At 47.1% G+C, this 26865-nt stretch carries 24 protein-coding genes; 16 read left to right on the top strand and 8 right to left on the bottom strand.

Annotated elements, in window-relative coordinates; genetic code table 11:
* Nucleotides 1–158: 158 nt before the first annotated feature.
* Entirely contained in the window at nt 159–1769 is a 1611-nt protein-coding gene (locus tag SPB21_RS27985; protein ID WP_163698698.1) for a flavin monoamine oxidase family protein, read from the top strand.
* 191 nt (nt 1770–1960) lie between these two features.
* On the opposite strand, the gene SPB21_RS27980 is transcribed toward SPB21_RS27985, so the two are convergent.
* The 4 genes from SPB21_RS27980 to SPB21_RS27965 form a co-directional block, all read right to left on the bottom strand.
* Complete coding sequence (locus SPB21_RS27980; protein WP_499868315.1) at nt 1961–4378, bottom strand: tetratricopeptide repeat protein; 2418 nt, start codon at nt 4376–4378, stop codon at nt 1961–1963.
* A 218-nt stretch (nt 4379–4596) separates the two neighbouring features.
* A complete protein-coding gene (locus SPB21_RS27975) occupies nt 4597–5931 on the bottom strand; it encodes an FAD-binding oxidoreductase (protein ID WP_499868313.1) in 1335 nt (444 codons plus the stop codon).
* 278 nt (nt 5932–6209) lie between these two features.
* Complete coding sequence (mraY, locus tag SPB21_RS27970) at nt 6210–7307, bottom strand: phospho-N-acetylmuramoyl-pentapeptide-transferase (RefSeq protein ID WP_163663424.1); 1098 nt, start codon at nt 7305–7307, stop codon at nt 6210–6212.
* Nucleotides 7308–7513: 206 nt separating this feature from the next.
* Complete coding sequence (locus tag SPB21_RS27965) at nt 7514–7759, bottom strand: DUF3134 domain-containing protein (RefSeq protein ID WP_163663426.1); 246 nt, start codon at nt 7757–7759, stop codon at nt 7514–7516.
* 364 nt (nt 7760–8123) lie between these two features.
* On the opposite strand from SPB21_RS27965, the gene SPB21_RS27960 reads away from it, so the two are divergent.
* The 8 genes from SPB21_RS27960 (at nt 8124) to SPB21_RS27925 (ending at nt 16393) form a co-directional block, all read left to right on the top strand.
* Nucleotides 8124–8714, top strand: a complete 591-nt coding sequence (locus SPB21_RS27960) for a PAP/fibrillin family protein (protein WP_499868755.1) — start codon at nt 8124–8126, stop codon at nt 8712–8714.
* Between the two features lie 5 nt (nt 8715–8719).
* On the top strand, nt 8720–9499 hold the full coding sequence (locus SPB21_RS27955) for a PD-(D/E)XK nuclease family protein (RefSeq protein WP_499868311.1): 780 nt from the start codon (nt 8720–8722) through the stop codon (nt 9497–9499).
* A gap of 275 nt (nt 9500–9774) precedes the next feature.
* Entirely contained in the window at nt 9775–11637 is a 1863-nt protein-coding gene (locus SPB21_RS27950) for an NAD(P)H-quinone oxidoreductase subunit F (protein WP_499868309.1), read from the top strand.
* 52 nt (nt 11638–11689) lie between these two features.
* Complete coding sequence (locus tag SPB21_RS27945; RefSeq protein WP_250565303.1) at nt 11690–13186, top strand: NADH-quinone oxidoreductase subunit M; 1497 nt, start codon at nt 11690–11692, stop codon at nt 13184–13186.
* A gap of 66 nt (nt 13187–13252) precedes the next feature.
* On the top strand, nt 13253–14539 hold the full coding sequence (locus SPB21_RS27940) for a CO2 hydration protein (protein WP_499868307.1): 1287 nt from the start codon (nt 13253–13255) through the stop codon (nt 14537–14539).
* A gap of 71 nt (nt 14540–14610) precedes the next feature.
* Nucleotides 14611–15012 carry a fasciclin domain-containing protein gene (locus tag SPB21_RS27935; protein ID WP_499868305.1) on the top strand — a complete coding sequence of 134 codons (402 nt, stop codon included), beginning with the start codon at nt 14611–14613 and terminating at the stop codon, nt 15010–15012.
* A gap of 8 nt (nt 15013–15020) precedes the next feature.
* Nucleotides 15021–15176: a hypothetical protein gene (locus SPB21_RS27930; protein ID WP_163663438.1), complete on the top strand. Its 156-nt coding sequence runs from the start codon at nt 15021–15023 to the stop codon at nt 15174–15176.
* Nucleotides 15177–15343: 167 nt separating this feature from the next.
* Nucleotides 15344–16393, top strand: coding sequence for a bifunctional riboflavin kinase/FAD synthetase (locus SPB21_RS27925; protein ID WP_499868303.1), 1050 nt, complete (start codon nt 15344–15346; stop codon nt 16391–16393).
* On the opposite strand, the gene SPB21_RS27920 is transcribed toward SPB21_RS27925, so the two are convergent.
* Both SPB21_RS27920 and SPB21_RS27915 read right to left on the bottom strand, forming a co-directional pair.
* Nucleotides 16379–17269 carry an AEC family transporter gene (locus SPB21_RS27920; protein ID WP_163663442.1) on the bottom strand — a complete coding sequence of 297 codons (891 nt, stop codon included), beginning with the start codon at nt 17267–17269 and terminating at the stop codon, nt 16379–16381. The genes SPB21_RS27925 and SPB21_RS27920 overlap by 15 nt on opposite strands.
* A 3-nt stretch (nt 17270–17272) precedes the next feature.
* Nucleotides 17273–17458 (bottom strand): hypothetical protein, encoded by a 186-nt coding sequence (locus SPB21_RS27915; RefSeq protein ID WP_499868301.1) that lies wholly within the window; start codon nt 17456–17458, stop codon nt 17273–17275.
* A gap of 89 nt (nt 17459–17547) precedes the next feature.
* Here SPB21_RS27915 and SPB21_RS27910 point away from each other — a divergent pair, with 89 nt between their 5' ends.
* Entirely contained in the window at nt 17548–18255 is a 708-nt protein-coding gene (locus tag SPB21_RS27910; RefSeq protein ID WP_499868300.1) for a queuosine precursor transporter, read from the top strand.
* Between the two features lie 108 nt (nt 18256–18363).
* The gene (locus SPB21_RS27905; protein ID WP_163698705.1) at nt 18364–19215 is read left to right on the top strand and encodes an AraC family transcriptional regulator; all 852 of its coding nucleotides are present in this window, start codon (nt 18364–18366) and stop codon (nt 19213–19215) included.
* 58 nt (nt 19216–19273) lie between these two features.
* Here the strand turns inward: SPB21_RS27905 and SPB21_RS27900 are convergent, their stop codons facing one another.
* Nucleotides 19274–20488 carry a SagB/ThcOx family dehydrogenase gene (locus SPB21_RS27900; protein WP_499868298.1) on the bottom strand — a complete coding sequence of 405 codons (1215 nt, stop codon included), beginning with the start codon at nt 20486–20488 and terminating at the stop codon, nt 19274–19276.
* Between the two features lie 415 nt (nt 20489–20903).
* On the opposite strand from SPB21_RS27900, the gene SPB21_RS27895 reads away from it, so the two are divergent.
* The 5 genes from SPB21_RS27895 (at nt 20904) to SPB21_RS27875 (ending at nt 25409) form a co-directional block, all read left to right on the top strand.
* Nucleotides 20904–22406: a sensor histidine kinase gene (locus tag SPB21_RS27895; RefSeq protein WP_163663450.1), complete on the top strand. Its 1503-nt coding sequence runs from the start codon at nt 20904–20906 to the stop codon at nt 22404–22406.
* A gap of 15 nt (nt 22407–22421) precedes the next feature.
* Complete coding sequence (locus SPB21_RS27890) at nt 22422–23078, top strand: response regulator (protein WP_163663452.1); 657 nt, start codon at nt 22422–22424, stop codon at nt 23076–23078.
* Between the two features lie 303 nt (nt 23079–23381).
* A complete protein-coding gene (locus tag SPB21_RS27885; protein WP_163698709.1) occupies nt 23382–24137 on the top strand; it encodes a carbonic anhydrase family protein in 756 nt (251 codons plus the stop codon).
* A 113-nt stretch (nt 24138–24250) separates the two neighbouring features.
* Nucleotides 24251–24934 (top strand): response regulator transcription factor, encoded by a 684-nt coding sequence (locus tag SPB21_RS27880; protein ID WP_163698711.1) that lies wholly within the window; start codon nt 24251–24253, stop codon nt 24932–24934.
* Nucleotides 24935–25019: 85 nt separating this feature from the next.
* A complete protein-coding gene (locus SPB21_RS27875; RefSeq protein ID WP_163663458.1) occupies nt 25020–25409 on the top strand; it encodes a response regulator transcription factor in 390 nt (129 codons plus the stop codon).
* Between the two features lie 64 nt (nt 25410–25473).
* Here the strand turns inward: SPB21_RS27875 and SPB21_RS27870 are convergent, their stop codons facing one another.
* A complete protein-coding gene (locus SPB21_RS27870; protein WP_499868297.1) occupies nt 25474–26778 on the bottom strand; it encodes a hemolysin family protein in 1305 nt (434 codons plus the stop codon).
* Between the last annotated feature and the right edge of the window lie 87 nt (nt 26779–26865).

Below are 26865 nucleotides of genomic sequence, written 5' to 3'. Positions count from 1 at the left end.
AGGAACTAAGTCGATTAATGACTTTCAAGGGTGAAAAAACTCAATCAACACTATATTCATCAGCCTTTACAGAAACCTATCTGTGCGATCGCTAACCCTTTCACCAATAGCGACTCGTCTCTCATTTTGCTTTGGCAAGCCACTTTGGATAACTACAAATGAATCAAGATAGTCGATTTTTTTTTAACGTCAACTCCTTATCCCAAATTAATCGTCGTTGGCTTTTGCGGGGTGTTGCTGCTTTAAGTGGTGCAGCTTTCACATCTCGTTTTATTCACACAAGAGAGCTATTACATGCAAAGGCCTCTAAAACAGAAATCAAGTCTACGAATTTGCTGAACGAATTAGATGCTACTCCTAATCCTAGTCAACCTTTGAAGGTAATAATTTTGGGGGCAGGAATGGCAGGACTTTGTGCAGCTTACGAGCTAGAAAAGCGGGGACATTCATGTGTCATTCTAGAGGCGGAATGCAGTCATATTGGAGGACGAGTTCGTACCCTGCGCTTTGGGAACGGCTTGTATGGCGAAGTTGGCGCATCGCAAATCGCTAAGAGTCATAATCTGACCCACCATTATGTGAATGAGTGTGAGTTACAACTCCGTCCATCGGTAACAGTCAATCCTGAGGCATACTACTATTTGCGTAACCAACGTATACGGGCGAAGAATTCAGAACAGTTGAGCAGTCTTTATAATCTGACTGGTTCGGAGAGAGGATTGACGCCGGATGATGTTTTAGGAACCGTCATTGGAAGTCGTCTTTCTCAATTGAACGAACAGGAGAAAGCTGAGATCTTTGCGCAGCAGATTCAAAATCCAGCCATTCGCGAGATGGATCAGCAGTCCATGCTTCAGTGGTGTAAAGCGTCTGGTTTTTCAGACAATGCCATTGAAATGATGGCGGCGGCAAATGGTTTTTTGGGCGGTTTGATGTATTGTTCAGCGCTTAGTTTTGTCCGGGTAGGCGCAAATTATGGCGAAATGGAAGAAATCGTGGGTGGTAGCGATCGCTTCCCAACTGCTTTGGCAGACAAACTCAAATCGAAACCGAGAATGGGTTGTGAAGTCATTAGCCTAGAGCGAGATGATTCAGCGTCCAAGGCGGCAGCTGTTTATGTAGAAGAAAATAGCATCAAGAGAGAAGTCGGAGACTTTGTTCTTTGTACGATTCCCTTCCCTGTTTTATCTAGGCTGGACAATCCCTTTTCTGCCGCTAAGCATCGGGCTATTCGGGAGTTTTCCTATGTTTCTGCTACGAAGGTATTCGCTGTAACGAATCGCCGTTTTTGGGAAATAGAGGATGGGATATACGGAGGGAGTACGTCGAGCGATTTACCCATCTCTACAGTCCAGTATCCTTCAGATAATGCACAGGCCAAAACTCCTACCATCTCAGCTGCTCCATCTGTTTTGCTAGCATCCTACACAACAGGTAATCTAGCCCGTCATTTAGCGCACTTACCTGAGCAGGAGCGCCATAGAATCGTTCAGCAGAATCTCGCAAAGATTCATCCTCAGGTTAATCAAAATCAAACAATCCAGAGTATGAAAAGTTGGAGTTGGGACAATCACCGTTGGAGCTTAGGAGCTTGGTCTTTGATCAGGCCCTATCAGCAATTGAGTCTGTACGAACATGGGATTGTTCCAGAAGGGCGCATTCATTTTGCGGGGGAACATACATCAACCAATCAAGGTTGGATGCAAAGTGCGCTGGAATCATCGCTAAGGGCTGTTCAGGAAATATTGGTAGAAGCTAACAAAGCGTAATAACATTCCACCCATTAGGCACTTTTGTTGCCCAACGGTAAAATTGAGCGGTATGAGGCCATTTTATAACGAAGCCTGACGCTTTAGCCTTCACATCCGCTCCAACGCAAAGTCAGGCACGTAAAGCTCTGTGATTGCTGGGTTTCATTCTTCAACCCAGCCCACGAAGCTGTTTTCTGAGCAAGTTGCCATTAATTTGGGCCAAACTTAGGTAGTTCAGTTTGTTGGATTAATGCACTTGCCATCTCAACTGCCTCGGCAACACTCCTTAAAACTGTAGCTTTGTTACCTGGATCTTGGATAGAGTTAGCTTCAGTGAGTACTTGCTGTAGCAATGCCGTGACGACTTGGTTCTCGGCAAGCTTTCCACTAACCCGTGCAAAGCTATCTAAGAACAAAGCTTTTGCATCAGAGTCCATCGACATGTCCAAAGTGAGCGACTGTTGTAAAACTGCTTTAGCCATCTCAAAATCTTTGATTTTTCCGTATGACAATGCAATACTCCTCAAGACCCAAGCTCTAGTAACAAAATTCGGGATGAGTTCAGTTTTGGTAAGTACCTCCTGTAAAATCTCTTCAGTGGCTTGAGATCCGGAGAAACGATCTGATATCCCTGCGACTATAGTCAAAACCAAAGCTTCAGCACCTGGTTCTGGAATGGAATTATCCGTAGCGGTAGCTCGCTGTAGAATTGCTTTAGCGACTTGAGTATCGGAGAGTTGCCAAGGCGTTATAGCGATTAACAGTAAGATTCTCGTTTGCTCTGTCGAATCTTGAATCGAGTCAATCGTAGCGACTGTCTGAAGTAGAAGCTTTTCGACAGCTTGAGTATCAGCAAGCTGTCCATAGGCTTCGACAATGCCAATTAGGATTCTGGCTCTAGTATCCGGGGCAGGAATATCGTTAGCTGCCGTGACTGCCTGTTGCAGGATATCTTGCACTAATTGTAAGTCGCCGAACTCGCTGTGTGCTTTGGCAATATCCGTTAAGGCCCAAGCTTTGATACTCACCTCCTGGATGGAGCTAACTGTAGTGATTACCTGTTGTAAAATATTTTGAGTGATCTGAGAATCAATAAGCTTTCCAGATGCCTTGGCAATGCTGATTAAGATTACAGCCTGGTCATAAGATTCCGGGATTGAGTTAGCTGCCGTGACTATTTGTTGTAGAATCTCTTTGGCAGTTTGCGGGTCAGAGAACTCTCCAGACACCTCAGCAATGCTGCCTAGGACTATCGCCTGGTCACGAGACTCTGGAATTGAGTTAGCTGCGGCAAGCGTTTGTTGTAGAATCTCTTTGGTAGCTTGTGGTGCAGAAAGTTGGCCGCTGGCCTCTGCTACTCTCTTCAAAAATCTAGCTTGGGCATCTAAGTCTTGAATTGAGCTAGCTGTCGTAATTGCTTGTTGTAAAACCTCTTTAGCGGCTTGTGGGTCAGCAAGCTGATTGTAGATTTGGGCAATATCCAACAATGCCTCAGCTCTAGTTCTTGAGGCTGGAATTGAGCTAACCGTTGTGAGTATATGCTGGAGAGCTGCCTGACCTGCTTTCGGATTAGAGAACTGGCCAGATAATTCTGTAATGCCTTCCAAAGCACTTGTACGTCTTCTACTCCTCTTATCCCAGTCTGAAACAGCGTTAAGAATGGCAAGTATCTGTTGTAAAACTTCCTGGGTAGCTTGATCATTAGACAGTTGACTATAGACTTTTGCAATTTTGCTTAAGACCCAAGCTCTAGCATCTGCATCTGAGATAAGGCTAGCTTCGGCAGCGATCTGTTGCAATAGCGCTTGAGCAGTCTGAGTGTCGGGAATTTGGCCAGATGCTTTTACAATTTTACTTAAGACTGGAATTCTCTCTTTTTCTGGCCTTGTGCTAATCTTTACGAGCATTTGCTGCAATAGCTCTTGTGCCTTTGGAGAGTCGGAAAGTTTACCATAGGTTTCTGCAACCTTAATCAAGAACAAAACTTTCTCTTCTTCTGGGATTGAGTCAGCTAAGGTAAGTGTTTGTTCCAGAATCTCCTTAGCCATTTGAGGTTTAGGGATTTGTCCGTAGGCTTCTGCCAGCCTAAGTAAGGTGCGTGCTTTTTCATCTGGCTTGGTAATGGAGTTAGTTGCAGCGAATACGTCCCCTAAGACTTCTTCCGTTATGAGAGGTTCAGAAAGTTCGCTGGCTACATATGTAATCTGTCTAAGAACGTTCCCCTTAGCTTCATCTGGAACTGAGTTAGCTACAGTAATTGCCTGCTGTAATACCTCTTTAGCTACTTGAGCATCAGGGAAAAGTTTGGATGTACGTACAACTTGCCACAAAATTGTAGGTTTTTCAGTTGAAACTGGGATTGAGTCAGCTGCCGTAAGGGTTTGTTGTAGCAGATCTGCAAAGTCTTGCTCCCAATTGATAAGAGGTGAATCCACCAACTGAACAGTGAAATTTGATTCCGCCGTTTCTAGGCGTTGAGACAGTGATGATGGTTCATCCTGGTGTTGAGTGAATGCCCAACTACTTTCCAAAAATCTACTCCCAACTAAGCCTAATGCGATCGCAAGTCCTAGTAGAGATTGCCTAACCCAAGTTCCTGTGGACCTCCCCTGCTGTTTGTAATTCATGGCTTGGCGATGATAAATTTGTGGGAACAAAAATAAGAGCCTCCATAGAAGAGAAATGCCGAAACCCACTTGACACGTTCACAGCTTCATAGTTGTGAAACTGAGCGGCGGTCAATATTTTTGCTGTATCACCTGCTGATTATTAAATCCGTCCGCTCATGCTTAGGGTTTTGATTTTATTCAGGGCATTGCAGCAGAAGCTTGACTACACGCTAATATTAAAGTCGTTCTAACCAGCCACGCATCTTGCCAGGGTTTAATAAGCCATAGGGATCAATTTGAGCCTTAAATGCCACCTGGGTTTCGTTGATCTGCTTACGGCCTCCATCTTCCAAAATGTAGGTGTGAGGGTTGGCAATAAAGGCTCCCTGCTCCTCGTGATAGCGAATAATCTCATTGAGGCGCGCTTCGTTGGTGTAGCGCACTAGCTGTAGTGCAGCTGGGCAGACCTGTCCATGTACCCGAAAGAACTCTAAATGCATCATCGCTTCATCGCCAAAGTGCTGATACATGTGCTCAATCAGCTTCATATTTGTGTCGTAGGGAAACAGCGTCTGTAAATAGGTGAGGCTGTCATCCACATTCCGAGCATGGAGTGTGGTGTGGTTCCAGGTGAATTCTGCCAGGGCAGCCCCTTTCTTGGCGTCCTCTGCAGTTTTTTGATAGGTGATTTTGCCGCCGGCTGTTTTGACCAATTCATTAAAAGGCTCTAGGGACAATTCTGAGATCATCAATAGAGCGGCTGCTTTACCTTCAGGTAGGGCATCCTGTAGCGCTGCAAAATAACTGGGTATGGGCCAGGCATGAATGCTGATCAGCTTTTTAATAATGCCGTCGGCTTCGCCCAGGGTATACCCAAAGCGAGCAGCGTCCATAAAATTATCGAAGGTGACAATCACCTCTGCCCAGGGATAGGCTGGGCCTAACGGAATTTCCAGCTCGGTGATAATGCCATTGGTGCCGTAGGCGTGATTTACTTTTTGCACCTCGTCACCGCGCAGTTCAAGTATGCGGGGTTCGTCTTCCATGGTGACCACACGGACCGCATGGAGGTTACCGCGATCGGCCAGCTGACCATAGGTGATGGAACCAATGCCGCCACTGCCACCACCAATAAAGCCACCAATGGTAGCGGTGCGGTAGGTGGAGGGAACCATGCGAAGTTCCCAGCCCTGCCCACGGGTGATTTTATCAATAGCCGCTAGTTTGGCTCCAGCTTCTACACAAGCCAGCCCCGGCTTTACCCATTTCACTTGATTGAGCTTACTCAGATCTAAAATTACGCCGCCTTTAAGGGGGATGCACTGACCGTAGTTACCTGTGCCTGCGCCTCTGACTGTTAGCGGTGTCTTGGTGGCAACACAAGCCTTAGCCACTTGAATTACCTCTGCTTCCGTGGAAGGTCGCACTACCAGGTCAGCCACTTTGTTTTCTAACTGGGCCGTCAGCACAGGGCTGAAATGATAATAATCCTTGGAGAGTTTAGCGACCTGGGTAGGGTCTTGGATTAGGTCCAGGTTGTTGGGCAGCAGGGAGAGGATGGGAGAGGCCATAGTTGGAATAAGGCGGAGGGGTAGAAAAGATAACCGATGCTGAGTTAGCAATGTCGGGACTGAGTCCCTGAAAAAGTATTTGGCATCTGCCGTAGGAGTAGTGTGGCAAGAATTTTCGGTTGGATCAAGGTGATTTGTGGTGATGCTAGTGGCTTGCACCCCACGACAATAAAACAGCGGCACAGAGACCGCTGCTTCAAACGCTGTATGAAATTAAAACGGTAAAAGTGGACAAGTACATCGCACCGTAGTGCTTACCTGTCCGTTATCGAGAAGACTTAATACAGTGTGGTCAGTGCTACGCACGATAGCAGACCCGCTATCATGTAGAACACGCTAACGACCTGAATTTCGGACCAACCGGATAGCTCAAAATGATGATGTAAGGGAGCCATCTTAAAGAGACGCTTGCCTTTACCGTCGGGTCCTTTAGTGGCCTTGTAATAGCTCACCTGCATAATGACTGAAAGGGTTTCAGCCACAAATAGCAGGGTGATAATAAACAGCGCAAACAAGTGACCGCTCAAGATGCCGACTGCGGCCAGGGAACCGCCTAATGCTAGGGAACCGGTATCGCCCATAAACACTCTGGCAGGGTTACGATTGTGGGTGAGAAAACCAACACAGGCTCCACTCATGGCGGCACAGAAGATCATTAGCTCTGGATAGTTGGGAGCAATCAGGGCACCAAACCCTAATAGCGCGATCGCACCAGTGCCACCCATGAGACCATCCACACCATCTGTCAGGTTAGTCGCATTACTCTCAGCCACCATGGTGAACCCAGCCAATGGCCAGAAAAGTAATCCCAGGGGCAGCAGGATACCAAAAGGCAAGTCCAGTTCAGTAATTTCAGCGGGCTGACTAGTCATGGCCCAAGCACAAAAGGCAATGGCAAATCCAATTTGCAATGCCAGCTTCATCTTGGGGGAAATGCCCTTATTGGAACGACGTCTTAGCACTTGCCAATCGTCAAGCCAACCAATAGAACCATAGGCCAGGGTCAAGGCACAAACCGCCAATGTATTGACAGCGCCACCCGACGCAATAGCTGCTACCAGAATTGCCACAGGGACAAAAAAGATACCTCCCATGGTGGGAGTTCCAGCCTTTTTTAAATGCGCTTTAGGGCCTTCTTCCCGAATAAATTGCCCTGCCTTGAGGTGCTTTAGCATTGGCACTACACCGTAGCCAAGTAAAGCTGAACCCACAGCGGATAATAGAAATGGCATTAGCAGACTGGATTGAGCTAACCAGTCACGACCTGCCCATATATCTAATCCCGCTGCTAAACATGACAGGGTACCCATCAAAAGTACCGAAAGGCCTGTACCCGTTAGGGCCGTTGCCCTAGAGGTAAAGAATTTAGCATCCACAATTCACGTCCTTCACACACCACACACTTCAAGCGTTTAGCCTCACTTTCCGTACAGAATCGTCTGTAGATAAGGAGTGCTAAAAATACAAAAAGGCCTCACTACCTAGATTTTCCAGTGAATGCTGCTAAAAGTCTAGGAATACAGGCTACAAACTTACTAAGTCAATATACTTAGCTCTGCACAGCCTTGCTTGTAGAGGATGTTTAATCCCCGTCGGGTTCATCACTATCGGAATTGTCATCCGAATCATCGAAGCTAGCATCATCACTGCCCATGAGGTCAGAGATTTCTTCGCTATCAGCTTCTTCACGAACGGCTTCGGTCTCACGGGGAATCAGACGCCCTGTGTTTTCTAGCCAACGCAGAATGGAGGAGTCACCGCGCTCGGGAATGACGACTGCGTGTTGCTGGCGAGGAATTTGTCGTACGGAGGGATTGTATTTAGTCATACGCGTTTGTGGTTGAGACTAGACTGGGGGTAAACAACTATAGCTAACTCATCTGAGCCCAAAGAGCAGAAGCCCCAAAGATCAGAAGACTGAGTATACGCTGATTTACCGTACCGTTTAACCTACTTTTTTCTACACAGAGATCCTGAAACTCTGCATCAAAATATACAGTACCTGAGCACTCATCATTGTTTGTGATGGTCTTCAGCTGAATATTAAGCATTTCTTACCATGCCATGCCAATAAAGTATGAAAGGATGCTCATGTCAAGTCCCTGACAACAATAATTTGCTAGTCCTTTGAAATAGGCACAGTATGGTTAGGTGTCTGTTGGCATCTAATCTATCTGTCACCATCTATGACAATGCTTGAGAAAACTGACCTGTTAGACGCGATCGCACCCACAAACCGTGGACTGCTGGCAGATGACCCTGAGCAAAAAGCAGACATCCTCAAAAAGGTTGCCCGTTTAGAGGCTAGTAATCCCACCTCAAATCCTTTATCAGCAATAGATTTGCTCAATGGCAATTGGCAATTGCTCTATACCACCAGCACAGAATTACTCGGCATTGATCGCTTTCCGCTGCTAGCCCTCGGCAACATTTATCAATGGGTGCAGATCGAGCAGATGCGTATCTATAATCTGGCGGAAATCAGGTCGGTATTAGGTGGGCTGGTATCTGTGACAGCGACATTTGAACCGGTCTCTGAGAAACGCGTCAATGTACGCTTTGACCGAGCAATTTTCGGTTTGCAATCGACCCTCGGCTATCAGAGCCCTAGCCAGTTTATTGAGGCGATGCAGCAAACCGATAAGTTTAACTTTTTTAAGGGCATTGACTTTACGGTAAGTTCCAACAGAGAACCGGGTTGGTTAGAGGTTACCTATTTAGATCAGACCATGCGTATTGGACGGGGTAATCAGGGCAGCGTCTTTGTGTTGAGAAAGGCTTAAATACTATGGCGCTGTCTGTTCTATCGCTATCCCAGGCCCATCTCACCCTATTAGATAGCTGTCCACGGCGATTTCAGTTTATCTTCGACCAATCTTTAGCGGTACCGCCCACACCGGATGGACAGGATGCAGCCCTGTGGGGGAATCAATTTCACCTGCTGATGCAACAGCAGGCCCTGGGGCTACCCATCGATGTGATGGCAGCGGCTAACGCAGATATGACGGCCAAGATTGAGGCACTGCGAGGGTTAGACCCCCACCTGTTTCAACCTGACCCTGATGAACAGCTGCGCCAAAGTGAGCATCAGCGTACCCTGGCATTGAATGGCTACATATTTACAGTGATTTACGACCTGGTCGTCTTAACTGAGCAATCAGGGCTAATTGTGGATTGGAAAACCTATCTCAAGCCACCCTCAAGAATGCGTCTGGCTCAGAATTGGCAAACTCGCTTGTATCTGTATGTATTAACTGAGACCAGTGGGTTAAGGCCTGACCAGGTAACTATGGTCTACTGGTTTGTCCGCAATCGGAATGAGCAAGGCGATGATTTACCCCCTAGCGACTATCGATTTACCTACAGCCTGCAGCAGCATGAGCAAACTAGAGCAACACTATTGCAATTGACTGAGCGGCTGTCTTTACTACGGCAACGTGGAGAATTCCCCAAGACTGATATTTTGGACCGTTGCACCCATTGTCCGTTTCAAATGCGCTGTCAGCGGTTAGGGACGTCACCGCTGCCGATTAACCTCAATGATATTGAAGAGCTATCAATTCATTGATTTAGATAAATCCACCTAAACAGTCACATTAAAAATACTCTATTCAAGGTCTGGCGTTTTTGGGTGTGGGTAATTAAACTTAAAATATCGATAGATTTAAGTAAATCGTTCTAAGGCACAGATAGATTTTATTAAATGATCTTCTGGTTGGCTTATGGGTGTGAAAAGCTCCCTGACTAGAGCTAGGGATACTCTGGTCAAGATTTTCCTACCCAAGCTGCATGCCTCGGATTTTAAAGTTAAATCCCTAATCAGTTGCTTCTTGAAATTACTCCATGGCTGAGGTTTGCTTGCGCGCGGGATGGCTAATCCCTTTTTACTCATTGCTCGGTATCTTGCTGACGATACCGTGGATGTCAGTCCGACGAACGGGGCCACGGCCTGCTGGGTACTTGAATCTTGCTACGACAGTATTGGCTTTAGTTCATGCCTTGCTAGCGTTGAGTGCTGTCTGGGGTCAGGAACCCTTACGCTTGTCCATCGGCTGGATGCAGGTGGCAGATCTGTCAATTGAGCTGCCGTTTGAGCTATCTACCCTCAATTTAGTTGCCGTGGTGGTAGTAACAACTCTGAACCTGCTAGCGCAGATTTATGCCATTGGCTACATGGAAATGGATTGGGGCTGGGCGCGTTTGTATAGCCTGTTAGCCCTGTTTGAGGCAGGGATGACAGCGCTACTGCTGTGTGATTCGGTGTTCTTTAGCTACATGATGCTAGAGATTTTAACCCTGGGAACTTACCTGATTGTGGGCTTTTGGTTTAATCAGCCTCGGGTGGTTACAGGGGCACGGGATGCCTTTTTGACTAAGCGGGTAGGGGATTTGATTCTACTGATGGGGTTAATTGCTCTGTATCCGCTGGCTGGTACCTGGAGTTATTCGGAGTTGGCTCAGTGGTCTAGCGATCAACCGATTGAGGGATTAACGGCCACATTGGTGGGATTGGCATTGCTGGCTGGGCCGATTAGTAAGTGTGCTCAGTTTCCGCTGCATCTTTGGCTTGACTCTGCCATGGAGGGGCCACTACCAACAACAATTTTGCGTAACTCTGTGGTTATTCCGGTGGGAGCGTGGGTCTTAATTAAGCTCACACCGGTTTTGGCACTATCTCCGGTTGTGGATACTGTGGCGGTTGCCATTGGCACGATTACGGCCATTGGGGGAGCGCTGATCTCCATTGCCCAGATTGATACGAAACGCGTTCTGTCTTACCTGACAAGCGCCTTTATGGGGCTGATACTGATTGCTGTAGGGACTTCTCAGGTTGGTGTAGCGTACTTTTTACTGATGACGTTTTCGGTTGCGATCGCAGCCTTAATTGCCAGTACAGGATCCATTGTGTTTACCTGCGTCACCCAGGACTTGACCCTGCTAGGAGGTCTCTGGTCACGGCGTCCGGTCACGGCGTTGTCCTTTATTTTTGGGGCCCTAGGCATCTTAGGACTGCCTCCATTTGGCGGGTTTTGGGCGATGCGTTTTCTAGAAACTGGTCTGTGGTACGACGGTCAGATTCTGCCCTTTGCTATCGTGCTTGCCATTAATGGTCTGTGTGCCTTTAGTTTGGTGCGGATGTTTTGTCTGATCTTCGTAGGTCAACCCAAGGCCATGAGCACCCGCGCCCCTGAACCGCTTTGGGCAATAGTGTTGCCAATGGCAATCATGGCGGCACTTACGCTGCATGTGCCCATCATGTTGCAGACCCTCAAGCTATTGCCGATTATGCAAACTGCCATCGGTGAGACCGGTTTGCTACTAATTTGGTCCACGATGCTGGGCTTGGGCCTAGGTTTTGTCTTTTATGGCATTCAGCGAGAGAAACTGCCTGCTGACTACGTGCCACAGTGGATGACAAATTTGTTTGCCTATGACTTCTATACCCCCGGTCTCTACAAAAATCTTTTAATTTGGCCCGTGGCCAGCATTGCTAGCGTTTTTGATTGGGTAGAGCGCTACATCATTGATGGGTTGGTCAACCTGGTAGGTGCCCTATCGCTACTGAGCGGGGAAACCCTGAAATATAGCAACCCTGGCCGGTCTCAGCTGTATGTGCTCACCATTACTGTGTGCATTGTGCTCCTAGGTATTGTTATGACGTTGAGCACCATGAAAAATCTCGGTCAGCTCACTGCAGCATTTTAGTCTCAGATTTTCAATCTTGTTCTGCCTGTTGTCTTAACCCATTCAAGTCATGATGTTAACTCTGTTAATGGTGCTTCCACTGCTAGGGGCCATAGCATTACTATTTTTCCCACCTGAGAAGGCCAAACCATTAGCCCTACTGGGTTCAGGGGTGACGTTGCTCTGGACGATATGGTTGTTCAGTCAGTTTAATCTCAGTGTTAGTGAGTTTCAGATGGTGGAGTCTCTAGACTGGTTGCCAGTCTTGGGGCTGAACTATGATTTGGGTTTAGATGGGTTAGGGCTATTGATGATTGCTCTAAATACTCTGTTGACATGGATCGCTATCTACAGTGCTCGCCCTGACCTTGAACGTCCTCGACTGTTCCATGGCTTGACGCTAATTACCAGTGGCATTATTTCAGGAGCATTCCTAGCACAAAACTTTCTCCTCTTCTTCCTCTTCTATGAAGCCTGTCTAATCCCTCTATATTTATTGATCAATATTTGGGGTGGTGAGAAACGTAGTTATGCAGCCACTAAATTTCTGATTTACACAGCGATTTCCGGTGCATTTGTATTGGTTAGTGGCTTTGGTTTGTTGTGGTTGGGTGGGGCTGATAACTTTAGCTACGCTGCGCTAACCGATACTGATTTATCGGTGCGGCTCCAGGTGATTCTCTTAATTCCTATGGCGATTGGCTTTGGCATTAAGGTTCCCATGGTGCCGCTGCATACCTGGTTGCCAGATACGTATGTAGCAGCGTCTACCCCTGTGGCCATCATATTAGGTGGTGTGTTAGCCAAACTGGGGACCTATGGCCTGTTGCGGTTTGGCCTCAGTTTGTTGCCTAAGGGATGGGCCGTCATTGCTCCCTGGCTAGCGGTCTGGGCTGCAGTCACCATTATCTACTGTGCTTTTTTGGCGATTGTGCAACAAGATATCAAACGCATGGTGGCCTATAGCTCTGTTAGCCATATGGGCTATGTGCTTTTGGGGAGTGCAGCCGGTAACAGTCTGAGCATATCGGGCTGCATTGCCCACATGATTGCCCACGGTTTAGTGTTAGCCATTCTGTTTAACTTGGTGGGTGTGATCGAAGCCAAGGTTGGTAGTCGAGATTTAGACAAGCTGAACGGTTTGATGAACCCTGTGAGAGGGTTACCGTTTGTTAGTGCAACGCTGCTGTTGGGGGCGATGGCAAGTGCCGGCATCCCTGGATTGGTTAACTTTGCAGCGGAATTTGCTGTCTTCCAGGGTAGCTATCGAGTGTTTCCGGTTCAAACTCTCATCGGCATTGTTGGCACGGGACTAACGGCAGTTTACTTTGTGATTTTACTTAATCGCACATGTTTTGGTCGTTTAGATAACCAGCGAGCGTACTTTCCAAAAGTCTCCTTCAATGAAAAAGCGCCAGCTTTGTTACTGGCTGTATTGATTGTGGTACTGGGTGTACAACCAAACTTGTTGATGCGTTGGAGTGAGCCGATAGCAGTGAACTCCATTGCGATCGCACCCATTCAACACTGGAGCATTGGCAGTCTTTTTTCAGACGATGCTGCATCTTAATCAGCCATCGATATTGCTGACTTAGCGGTCTTTCTTGACTTCCGTATACTTGTTTTCGTAAAAATCATGGTAAACACCACTACAACGATTCCCCTGTCTACCCATCCCTATGCTGAGGTTATTCATCGGCTCGAAGCTGGCGGCTCCATGTTGCCCGATACCCCAGAAAATCTCATGCAGATTATCGGTATCTACAAAGCCTATGCGGTACCGATGGATTTTTATTGGCGAGATCTGTTGTACATTGGCGAACGAGTTTTTCTACAGCCCCTGCCATTTTTCAAATATTTCATTTCTCAAGAGTATCTGGACCGTCAGAACACCTATGCAGGTGATCAGTCACCCTTAAGGATATGGCGAGGGGTGGGGGAAGCCCATCCCGAGCTACTGGAGTTCATGGCTAAGGGAGAAGGTAAGCGCAAGTGGCCCCGGCTATTTCATCATCTAGGACATGACCGCGTCAATATGGAGTTTGCGGAAGCCTGCATGCGAGCAATGTTTTGGCATGAGGATCTCAATCCCAAATTTAACGCGTATCTCTATAGCGAACCCTATAAGGCCGCCGCAGATCAAGCAATTAAAGCCTATTTCAAAGGTAATCCAGCCATGCTGGGGCTTTATAAGCTCTTCCCCGACATGTTCTTAGAGCAGGTACGACAGATGTCCTATTACGCTAACCTTGGCTTGTTTTGGGAAGTAATGGCCCCGGTGTTTTTCGAGATGTCAGACATCTATGATGAAGGTGGCTTTAAGGGAGTACCCGATGCCATGAACTTTTTAGTAAATGGCATTTTTGCAGTGGCTGGTCGTCCCATCTATCACCATGTGTATGTCGGTGATGAGTGCTTTGAAGTCATTCCTAAATCAGCTGGATTTACCTGGCTTTATGAGGCAGCCCTGCCTTATGTGGAAGCCGTCTTTTATCGTACAGCACCATTTCGAGGCACTAAATCCTACGATGCCCAGGTGCATCAAGTGCCAGACCAGCAGCCAGAATTTCACTATGGCATTCTCTATGCCGATGTGTTTCCGGTGGGTAGTGCAGGTATTCCACCAACACTGTTAATGCAAGATATGCTGCACTTTTTACCGCCCTATCTGCAGGACTATTACCAACAACATTGTCGTGGTGAAGACGATCAGCTGATTCAGCTAGGCATTACCTTTCAGCGCTCAATGTATAACGTGACATCAGCGGTGATTCAAGCATTACGAGCGGCGTTGTACTATCCACTAGATGATCCAAACCCAAAGCATCTGATGGCCAACCGCGAATTTTTTGAAGCTCAAATGGATCGGCTCATACGCCCAGAAGCACGTCTGCGAGATATTCAGACTGCAAATTACCGCTAAGTGTGTGTGTCTTGCCGCGTAGTGGCAAAAGCCCACGTTGAAGTTTATGTCCTCTGAATTTTGCTTTAATCATGGCAACGATTGTCGATATCGCGCTTGAAAATCCTGGTTTTGAAACCTTAGTGGCGGCTGTTAAGGCAGCAGGCTTGGTGGAAACATTGCAATCTGAAGGGCCATTTACGGTGTTTGCACCCAATGATGATGCCTTTGCAAAACTACCTCCCAATACTGTGAATAATCTGGTGCAGAATCCTCCTCAATTAGGCCGAATTCTCTGCTATCACGTGGTTTCTGGTCGTTGGGATAGTGCCCGTATCCGTGAGTTCTCCCAACTGACATCAGTGGAAGGTTCGCCCATTCCTATTCGTAGCCAGAATCCCCTAGAAGTGAAAAATGCCTCGGTGATTGCGGCTGATATCGAAGCCAGCAACGGCATTATTCATGTCATCGACAATGTAATTTTGATGGATTAATACAATTCATGGGTAAAGTTTTGCAGGAACTTGATCTGTTTTTTTGGATAGCGGCTCTGATGATCGCTGGGATGACGATAGTGGATGTGGCAGACATTCAGATGGTAAGTCCCTATAGCGACTTTGTTCAGGCGATGACTGAGCCAGTAGACTCGCTTCAATAAAGGCCGTTGCTGATCTAGAGGATGCGTTAATCGATCACGTCGCTCATTAATCTGAGCTTGAGCAATGACATCATACCGAGGATTTGCAACGCCTCATAAAACTTCTGAGGTAGTCATGTTGACGCAATTCCGCGCTATGCTCAGATTTTTATGTAAAAATGTAAAGCGTGTGGATTACTTCATCTCCTACATCGGCTAAAAAGCCGACTAAAATTGCCCTCGGTAACTTTGATGGTGTCCATCTCGGTCACCAGCATGTTATTGAACCTGTTTTAACCCATAAGGGCGGTCTGCCCTCTTTGGTCTTAGCTGACGATATGTGTTTGCAGGCCGCTGCGGCCTCTGGCTATAGTGATTTGCCTGGCGTAGCGTCTGTTTCTGAATCATCGAAATCTGGCTTTGCTGAGTGGGCGTCGGTAGTTACGTTTTTTCCCCATCCCAAAGAGTATTTTTCCGGTCAGTCGCGCTCATTACTGACGCCGCTGGAAGAAAAAAGTCGCCAGTTGGCCTGTTTAGGAGTAGATCAACTCGTGCTGCTGCCGTTTGATGCGGCATTGGCTAACTTGGATGCGGCGATGTTTGTGGAAAAGATCCTGATTCAGGATTTGCAGGCGACGCATATTAGTGTGGGGAGCGACTTTCACTTTGGTAAAGGGCGCGGCGGGAATGCTGAGTTGCTGTATTCGATCGCAACCCGTCACCATATTCCAGTCACCATTGTTCCACTCCACAATGACACCGAAGGGCGCATCAGCAGCTCCCGCATTCGGCAAGCTCTGGCGGATGGTGAACTAACCAAAGCTAATCATCTACTGGGGCGACCCTATGCCCTCAGCGGGCAAGTGACCTTAGGGAATCAATTGGGACGTACCATTGGATTTCCAACCGCTAACCTCAAGTTGCCAAGCGATAAATTTGTTCCTTGCCAGGGCGTTTATAGCGTTAAGGTGTTTGGCATTCTACCAAATCAGAAACCTTTGCTGGGTGTCATGAACATCGGTAATCGCCCTACGGTTGCAGGCCAGGATTTGAGTGTCGAGGTACATATATTTGATTGGGAAGGGGATTTGTACGGAGAGACTCTGACAGTTAGTTTAGAAAGCTTTATTCGACCTGAACAGAAGTTCGGCTCTCTAGATGCCTTGAAAGAACAAATTTTCAAAGATTGTGTGACAGCAAAAGAAATGTTGAATACCTCCACATCACCGGTTACTTAGCCACAGCACGATAGGGAGTGTGCCTAGGCTGAGTAATGTGGACACGACAATGGTCCTGGCAACTCGCACTGTGTCTCCGCCCAGTTCGATCACCCAGATTAACGAATTCACTGCCACAGGCATAGCGGCTTGCAAGATAACAACTTGGCGATCAATGCCAGTGAGCCCCACCAGGTTAGCAATGTTAACTGCTATCAGTGGCGACACGATTAATCGTAGTCCTGCCCCCATGAGCTCGTAACGGCCAAATACAAACGGCGTTTCCGACAGCTGAATGCCTAGCATTAATAGAGCAACTGGGATCGCGCCTTCACTTAAAAGGGTGACACCTCGATCGATCGATATGGGCAGCACGGTACTTGTGCCTTGTAAAATAAGCCCTGCGATCGCAGCCCACAAAACCGGTAAACACGCGGTATAGCGTAAGCCTTTAAGAATTCCCTCTCCTTTGAGCACTATAGGGAAGACACTGGCAGTCATCAGGCTAGAGCCCACCAGGTAAACAATGGCTCGTTCGAGTCCGGCTTCTCCTAGGGAGAATAAAACAAAAGGAAGGCCCATGTTGCCCACATTGGCAAAGATTGTTGTGGCGATTAAACTCTTTTTCTCATCAGATGAGAACTTGAGTACTTTACCCAGGGTGACAGCAAGTAGATAGAGTACGGTGGTGTGGAGAACAAAGGCGATGAGGATTGCGATCGCATTGCCTAACTCCAATGTTGTTTTAGCTAAGCTGTGCAGTACGAGCGCTGGCACTAATGCATAAATGCTCAACCGTGCTAAGGTTTGCCGCTCTAGCGTAAACATACGCCCCACCCAAACACCCACCAATGCCACCAGTGCGATGGGCAGGACAGCTGAAATTAAAATGCCCATACCCTAAGAATCAAGAGAACCGCCATCCCATTCATGGTTAGGATCTGGATAAAAGGTGATGCCGCTACCCTCGCCACCACCACAGCGAATGGCCACCAACCAACCGCCTGGCACCTTGGCTCTCCAAGCACCTAAGCCACCGATGGGCTGGTTTTTACAGTCCAGCTTTTCCCAAATCAATGCCGACATCGTGATCTATGTTTAAGTACTGGCCATAAGGTCATGGTATCGCCTAGTATCCTTAACTGGTGGGTTATCCAGAACACGACTTGGGCTCAATGACGAAAACAGCGAACCAGATACGCGGCTTTAAACACTTAGACACCATTACAGCTCTGTTTGTCACAGTACTGTTGATTTCTAATGTGGCGTCGACCAAAATTGTCGATTTTGGCCTCTTTACCTTTGATGGTGGCACATTACTATTCCCCCTCAGCTACATTTTTGGGGATATCCTGACTGAAGTTTACGGTTACGCCCGGTCTCGTAAGGTGATCTGGACGGGATTTATGGCTGCACTGGTTATGTCTGTCACCTTTATGGTGGTGGGGGCGCTACCTGCTGCTACAGATTGGCCCCACCAAGAGGCCTATGATCAGATCCTGGGGCTGACGCCAAGGATCGTTATGGCTAGCCTGATTGCCTATGTCGTTGGTGAGTTTTCCAATTCGTTTATTTTAGCCAAGTTGAAGTTGGCGACCAAAGGTCGCCAGCTATGGATGCGAACGATTTCGTCTACGTTGGTGGGCCAGGTGTTGGATACAGGATTATTTATTGCGATCGCATTCTGGGGCCTATTTCCTCCCAGCCTGATGGTGACTCTAGTTGTGTCCAACTACATCTTTAAGTGCGGTGTAGAAATTCTCTTTACCCCCATCACCTATGTATTAACCGGCTGGCTAAAACACCAAGAAAACGAAGACTTTTACGATCGCCATACAAATTTCAACCCCTTTCACCTTTTACCAGGTCCCATGTCTCGATAAGCCAGGTCTTCCTATGGGTATTTAATGGTCGAAGCAAATCTACAATAAGCAGGTTGCTTGATAGATCTTATCGCTACACTGAGTCTTTAAATGTGTGTGTATCTATCAATGAGTCGTCGAGCAGCCCCTAAAGAACGTGTTAAGTTTTGGCGTGATCCGGCGTTGCGTGGTTTAGAAATGCTCCATGCCACGTATGTGACATACGCTTTCTCGCGTCATGCCCATGAGGGATTTGGCATCGCCATTGTCGAGTCAGGCGCAATGGAGTTTGACTATCGTGGTGCCAGTCATATTGCGCCCCCTGGGAGTGTGGTGATTACTCACCCTGGTGAAATGCATACGGGGCATGCGGTCTTAGAGACAGGGTGGACCTATCGAACGCTTTTGCCAGCTATCGATTGGCTACAGCAGGCTGCCAAAGAGTTGAGTGAATGTTCAGGGGCAATTCCCTACTTTTCATCTCCTGTTATCCAAGATAAGTGCCTTAATCAAAAGTTAGTTAATCTCCATCGCACGCTCGAAACATCTCCCTCATCCTTAGAAAAAGAATCTCGTTTTTTATGGGGCTTAACGCAGCTAGTGCATGGATATGCCAGCAATCGTCCCCAGATAAAATCTGTTGGCAAAGAAAATTATTCTGTTCAACAGGTCCGAGAGTATCTTCACTGTCACTACACCCGTAATATTTCACTGGACGAATTAGCTAGGCTGACAAACTTAAGCCCATTTCGTTTGCTGAGAGCATTTAGGAAACAGGTTGGCTTACCTCCCCATGCTTACCTCAATCATGTGCGTGTTCATCAGGCTAAAACCCTTCTAGCTGAAGGACATCCCATTGCTGAAGCAGCTCTAGCGACTGGCTTTGCCGATCAAAGTCATCTGCATCGACACTTCAAAAAAATGCTAGGGGTAACCCCTGGACAGTATGTCCAAGGCTGTCGACTTATTGCTGTCAGATAATCATCAGTTGCCTTAAACAATCAGAGAGTAGCACTGTTTAACAGCATCCATGCAGCGGTTATGCAATATTTCCTACAGTCACTAAGTATAAGGCTGCTTCTTCTATACCATCGATACCTAATAATTCATTGAGTGCATCGTCGAAGAAAGCACCAACACCGCAAACACCAAGCCCCAAGGCTGTAGCGGCTAAATATAAATTTTGACCTAGATGTCCGGCTTCCATTAGGACATAGCGATAGGTGCGTTCGTGATATTTCCAGCGAGTGCGTTGGAAAATGCCTGAGATCACAAAACAAACCTGTGCTTCGCCCAGAAACTCCTGGTTTAGGCCTGCTCTGATAAGTGGCTGACGGAGGTCTCCAGATTGTACGAATTCTAACCGATGATGCTCCACAGCATGGTGATAAAGTCCTGGATCTAATCCTTCGACGCGGTGGACAATCGGATAAATTTCTAAAGGATACAGCGCTCCAGAAGAGGGCACTGTCCGAAACTCTCGCTCATCCCAGGTGATGCCTTGAGCTAGATATAACAATTGGGCAAGTGTATCTAGCGATATCTGGCTCTGGGGGTTGTAGTTACGGCGCGATCTCCGAGTGGTTAAAGTTGTCGCTAGATTCAGCGTAGTAGGTGATGATTCCTCTGAGAGGGGAAATTGGGGCAGTTCAATTTGCTGGGCATCTGGGTAAGTCTTGTACAGCGGTGGCGCTTGTCCCCAATTGAAAATAGTGGCAATGGCTTCCCCATATCCAGGCTGACTCCACCTATGGTAAAGCTGCCCTATATCCTGATTGACATCAGAATTGACATCAGAGAGGCCACCGGGTTCTGAAGGGGAAATAAAACGCTCAAAGCCAATGCCAGTGGCGATGGCCAAAATAAACAAAAGAAGATTACGGCGTCCGCTGTTTGGTAAGACGACTTGTTTAGGGGGAAGAGGTGGGGCCTCTGTTGATTGGCCTGTGGCTGTTGATTGGCCTGTGGCTGTTGATTGGCCTGTGGCTGCTGATTTAGGGTGAACTTTGGTTAGGGAAGGTTCTTGAGGGCGATCTCGCAATCGATTGCGCATAAAGGCTTTAACCCGAGTCCAGGTTTGGATGAGATGAATTGTGGCTAGGGTGACCCACAAATACCCCACCTGACTGTGAAAGCCAAAGTGATGCAGCCCCATTGTATCGGCGATGAGTCCGGTGATAAAAACGTAGATGCTGCTACCCATGAGCAGGGTAATCACCACATAGTCAAGATCGCGCCGTTTTACTATTGCCATAGGCCCCCACAAAGCGCTTGTCTAATAGTCTAGCGAGCCGTTGTGGGATGTGCGTAGGGCCTATCAAGAGTTTTTGAGCAAAGCATCTCGACGGCTAAGGAGTACCACCTATGTTGACAATGCTCTGTGTGGAATAAAACCAGCGCAAAGCTGGCTATGGGGGCAGATGCGCTGGTTGCTTCGACAGCGACTACTATCCAAAATAAGCCGCTGAGCCTAACTTTTATTAGACCCATTGCATCTAAGAAAGCATTAAGATCATCATGAGATTGCTCTCATGATTTGAATCGTTTGCATTGAATCGCCTTGATGTCAGAAACATATACTGCCTTGATAAAGATGACTAGAAGACCATATAACCTCATATACTGGCAAAGTTGGATGACTAATACTGAATCCTTAACGAACTGAGCCATTGGACTTATCTTTTCTCAGAAAGCGCTTATTTGCACCGTTTTATGCCAGCTTTACGGTGTTAGTTGTCCTGCTATTAGCTCAGGAAGTGCTGAGTGTAGCCGTGAGTGTTGCCAGACAACGGACCTCCCAAGAGATTACTAAGACCGTTGAAATCAAGCGTGAAAGCGAGCGCCTACTGAGATCTGCCTTAGAAGAAAAAGTGGCCCTGCGTGGATATTTGCTTAGCGAAAATGAGGATTACTTACAACAGTATCAAGCTGGACGTCAACAGTTTGAATCAAGTTTGGCAACTCTTTCAACCCTTTTAGCTCAGGATCCATCTCAGCAGGGTACTCTATCGCTGATTGAAACCTTTCATAATCAGTGGCTACGAAAATTTGCACAGCCGGTTGTCGATGGCTCATTTGATCGAAATAGCTTAGCGGAGGAAAGTTCATTAGATACTCTGAGGGAAGCAGTCAATCGCATTCTAGAGTATGAGAAGTCTATCCTAGAAGCACAGAATCAGCGACTAAACCGTCTAAATCGCTTAAATGTTTGGGGCTTAGGCCTCAGTGGTACTGCCATTGTGCTAATTGTTGTTGGCAGTGCACTGAACTTAATTCTGCTACGCCGTCGTATTCTCACACCTTTAAGACAACTTATAAGGGTCGGGGATAACTGGCGGCATGGTCAATTGGATAGGAGAATTCAGCATGTGTCAGAAGATCCGATGGGAGACCTGGCAACTACGCTGAATGGTATGGCTGAGGGGATCAGCGTACGGCAAGAACGGATTCAACAACGCAATCAACAGCTAGAAGATTTAATCGGTACACTATCCCACGATTTACGGACTCCTTTGTTGGCTAACCGTGGTACCCTCAACGCTATTGTTGGAGGGGCATTCGGTCCAGTGAGTAATTTGCTCAAAGATTTGTTAGAAGACTATCGTGAAGCTAACGATAACTTGATTAAGCTAGTGGAGGCACTGCTAGATATTAGTCGCTATGAAGCGGGGGGTAGTCAGCTACTTAACTGTGAACCTTTGAACTGGGATAAAATTTGTAATCGGGTGATTGTTTGGGAGCAAAATAGCTCGGAAGGGAAATGTGTATTAGAGGTCAACATCGCGTCTAAGATTCCGGTCGTGTACGGTGATGCCATCGAAATTCAAAGGGTTTTGCAAAACCTAGTCGATAATGCTGTACGGCTGAGTAAGCCAGGGAAGCCGGTTTCAATTGCAGTGACATCGCGGCATGATTTAAGTGTGTATGTAGCCGTACGTGATCAGGGACCAGGTCTTAAGGAGGAAGAGATCGGCTTGTTGTTTTATCGGTTTTCTCAAGTTGCAGGCCGTCAAGGACGAGCTGGTCTGGGCCTCTACCTCTGTCGGCAAATTATCGAGGCCCATGGCGGTAAAATTTGGGTAGAGAGTATTCCAGGTAAGGGGGCTACCTTTTGGTTTATGCTACCGATGAATGCCCTTACATGTGATGTCCCCAGCTTGGAGTCTGGTTGACGTTTCGAGGTAACTATGGCAACTGCTCCTATTCGTGTTCTTTTGGTAGAAGATCATGCCCTAATGCGGCGTGGCTTATCGGGACAGTTTCGCTTAGAAGATGACTTTGAAGTGGTCGGCGAGGCTGAAAACGGTCAGCAGGCTATTGAGCTAGCAGCTCAACTACAGCCTGATATTATTTTAATGGATATTGAAATGCCTATTCTGGATGGTATTTCAGCAACTCAAGCCATTAAAGCAACAGAATCGGAGAGTCGAGTACTGGCATTGAGTGCTTTCGGTAAAGATAGCCAGGTCGTGGGTATGCTGGCAGCGGGGGCAGATGGCTATTGTCTCAAAAGTATTGAATGGCAGCAGTTAATAGCAGTGTTACGGTTGATCCAGGGCGGCGGCACCTATTTAGCGCCGCAGATTGCCCACAAGCTTTCTTCAATGTTGAAATCAACGACAGCCCCGGTTCCCGCTCAAGATAAAGCACCTTCGATGCTTACGGATCGCGAGCGTGAGGTTTTGCAACTGATTAGTGAAGGTTGTTCAAATCAAGAGATTGCCGATCAGCTTTACCTATCCTTAGGCACCATTAAGGCGTATGTGCGTACTATTTTGAATAAACTCAGTGTTGATGACCGAGTGCAAGCTGCCGCCAAAGCCGTTCGTGAAGGTCTGATTTAAGCCTGTGCCATCTGCGGATAGCCAGGTGGATATCTGGCAGACTATCCACTGGAACCATAGAAACGGTCAATAGATAGTATTACAAATCATCATGTCTAAGCCATAGTAATGGAGCACATGCAGCATGGCTGCTATGGGAGCTGTTTATTCAAGTTGGCTGTGAATCATTTTTCTCCACCCCATAACCTTTATAAATAGTCTTGTCCGTTTTCAACGGACAAGATGGTTTTAATCAATAGTTTTAGGATGGCTCCTCGCTGTCGTCTCTCTTGAGAGAGGTACTTTATATGGAGCTTTCTATCTATGTCGTGGCTATCAGCTAAGCATTTACTGTGTCATCACTGGATGAAGTCTTTTTTAATAATTTTGGGAATTGTTGGCGCTTTTATTGCTGGCACTCTTATTAATCAGAGATCTTATTACTCATCATATAAAGGGATAGCAATCAGGCCATGTCCTGACAAGCAACGACAGTCTCCCATTGAACTCCAAACCACCATTCAAGTGGATTTAACTCCGTTACAGTACGATTATCATTCTGTTCCTCTGACAGTTGTGCACAATGGTAATACTATTCAGGTTAATTATCGATTTGGTAGTACGCTGACCCTGGATGAACAGCTGTATACGTTAGAGGAAGTGCATTTCCAGGCTCCGAGCGAACATGTTGTCGCTGGTATGCCCTATGCGATGGAAGTTCAACTTGTGCACCGCTATGGTGAGCACGTTGTAATTGTAGGAGTATTCGTTGAAGTTGGGGAAGGTAATCCTGTGATGCAAAGTATCTGGGACCATATGCCTGCCACACCAGGGCTCAAAAAGACTTTTGACAATGTAGCGATTGATGCTGCTCAATTATTACCTGACAACCTAAGGGCTTACTACCGTTATTCAGGTTCTTGGACAGAGCCACCCTACAGTGAAAGTGTTACGTGGATTATTATGAGAGATCCGATTACTCTTTCTATTACCCAGCTAGAGCAATTTATCGCTGTTTTAGGTGAAACTGCTCGACCTGTTCAACCTCACCATAATCGATTGATTTTAGAAGCGAACTAGGATGTTTCCAGCTTATTTAAGAGATATTTCTAGCTTATTTAAGATACGGTTTTGTAGCAATTGGGGTCTTATTGCCAATGTTTTCTCTTTCTCAACCTTGCCCTATAACTGCTATGAGCCGTATTTTGATTATCGAAGACTCTCCCCGCGTGGCATCTTTCCTGGAGAAAGGGCTGCGGGCAAATGGCTATACCCCAACCATTATAGATAATGGGGACGATGCGATCGCACTTGCCCTCCACCAACAGTTTGACCTGATCATCCTCGACTTAGGGTTGCCGAATAAAGATGGTCTAATTGTGCTGGATGAGTTTCGAGGGCAAGGTATCTCCGTGCCAATTATTATTCTTTCTGCTCGTCATGAAATTAACGATAAAGTCGCTGGGTTTGAACGGGGTGCTGACGATTATTTGACCAAGCCATTTCGGTTTGAAGAATTGCTAATGCGGATCCAAGCTCGTCTACGCAATGCCCATCTCCAACAGACCCACATCGACACATCTAATACTTACATCCTAAGATTCCGAGAGGTTGAACTAAATTTGCATTCTCGCGAAGTACGTGTAGCAGGACGCTCGATTAAATTGTCAGCTCGAGAATTTATTCTTGCTGAAACGTTTCTGCGCCATCCTGGTCAAATCTTAAGTCGAGAACAACTATTGGATCACGTCTGGGGATACGACTATGATCCAGGCTCCAATATTGTTGATGTGTATATTGGCTATTTACGCAAAAAACTGGGCCGCCACTTCATTGAGACCATTAGAGGGTTAGGCTACCGTTTGAAACATGAATAAGCTCTCATCGCTGTATCATCGAGATTTTAATATCGTCTAGCATGCTGAACAGTAGCACAGTGTGAACGAATATTAAATTCTGAATATGGCCAAGATTTTACTTGTGGATGATGAACCTCGAATCGTCACATTCTTAGAAAAGGGACTTAGGAGACAGCATCACCAGCCTGAATCAGCGTTTAATGGTCGCCAGGCTCTGGATATAGCTCTTTCTGAGTCTTTCGACCTGATCGTTTTAGATTTGGGTTTGCCTGAGCTCGATGGATTTGATGTATTAATGAATTTACGCAAAATGAATCAGTCTCCACCGGTTGTGATTATTACAGCCCTTGGAGAGTCCGACTGCGCTCGAGCGATTGAGCTGGGAGCCGATGACTGTCTGCATAAGCCGTTTCGATTTGGTGAGTTATTGGCCAAAATCAAACGCCTTTTAGGAGAAACAGAACAGAACATTGCAGAAGCTAAGGTCGGCTGAGGACGTCAGGTTTTCCAACCCTAATCCATAGAATCTATGGATTAGGGTTGGAGAGATGGTGCCGTCATCCTTCATCTTCGCAGGGATTACGTTTGGGTGTGATTAGTACCTTATCCACCCGATTACTGTCCATGTCCATCACTTCTACGACGAATCCATTCCAATCAAAGCGATCGGTTGCTGTGGGAATGCGCCCAAGTTGGTGAATCACTAGGCCCCCCAGGGTATAGTAGCTAACTGTTTTATCAGAAAAGTCTCCTAATTCAAGACAGTAATAGACATCCTCAATATTCATCATGCCGTCGAGTAGCCAGGATCCATCTTCCCGTTGGCGCGGCTGATCGCCAGGTTCGTCCAGAGATGGCGCATCTCCCACGAGGGCTTCCAGAATATCCCACAGGGTGACTAATCCCTGAATGACGCCATATTCATCAACCACAAGAGCGGTGTGCACACGCGAACGTTTGAACTGCTCGAGTAGGGGTAGCGATCGCGATATTTCTGGAATCACCAGGGGCTGTTCCAGATCTACGGTTAAATCTAAAGGATTTTGGTTCAGGGCTCGATTTAATAGGGAGTTAACACTGACCAGACCGAGAATATTGTCTAAACTACCCTGGCATACGGGTAGACGACGATAGCGACTGGCAATAATCTTGCGTTGATTTTCTGTGGCAGTATCTTCTAAATCTAGCCACATGATTTCAGGGCGTGGCGTCATGATAGAGGTAACTTGGCGGTCTCCAAGTCGAATCGCCCGTTCCATGATTTCCCGTTCAGCTACCTCTAACGTGCCTTCCTCAGTCCCTTGTTGAATAAAGGCCCGAATTTCTGCTTCCGTGACACTGGGGCCACGGTCGGGTTGAATATTCAGGAGGCGCACCACCAGGTTGGTTGAAAAGCTAAGCAGGGCAACAATGGGAGCGGCTAGTTTTGAGAGGGTCGCCATGGGCCGAGCAATGACTTTTGCAATGGCCTCGGGCATGGTCAGCGCCACTTGTTTGGGCACTAGCTCCCCTAAAATCAGTGATAGATAGGTGATAATAGCAACCACCAGCGGAAAAGCCAGGGTATTGGCATAGGTCCCCAAACCAGGAATCTTGCTAATCAAGGCGGCCATAGGGGCTGACAGGGCCTGGCCTCCAAAGGCACCACTGACAATGCTGATCAGGGTGATGCCCACTTGCACCGTAGAGAAAAAGTTATCGGGACGTTTAGATAACTTGAGGGCCGCCTGGGCACGACGATCACCGTTGCGAGCAGCTTGCTCTAGGCGCACCTTGCGAGCTGATACAATGGCCAGCTCAGACATGGCAAACACGCCATTGGCAATGATTAACGCCAAAATGATCAGAATATTCGTGAGCATAAGAGCAAGCAAACAGCAGAATCTTTATCCTACTATTAGTCTGTTGTCTCCCTCTTTGATCACTGCTGATTTGAGCAGCGTACCTGA

This window comes from Leptothoe sp. ISB3NOV94-8A, assembly GCF_043421595.1.
Classification (GTDB): domain Bacteria; phylum Cyanobacteriota; class Cyanobacteriia; order Phormidesmidales; family Phormidesmidaceae; genus Leptothoe; species Leptothoe turfae.
This window is presented reverse-complemented; position numbering and strand designations above follow the sequence as displayed.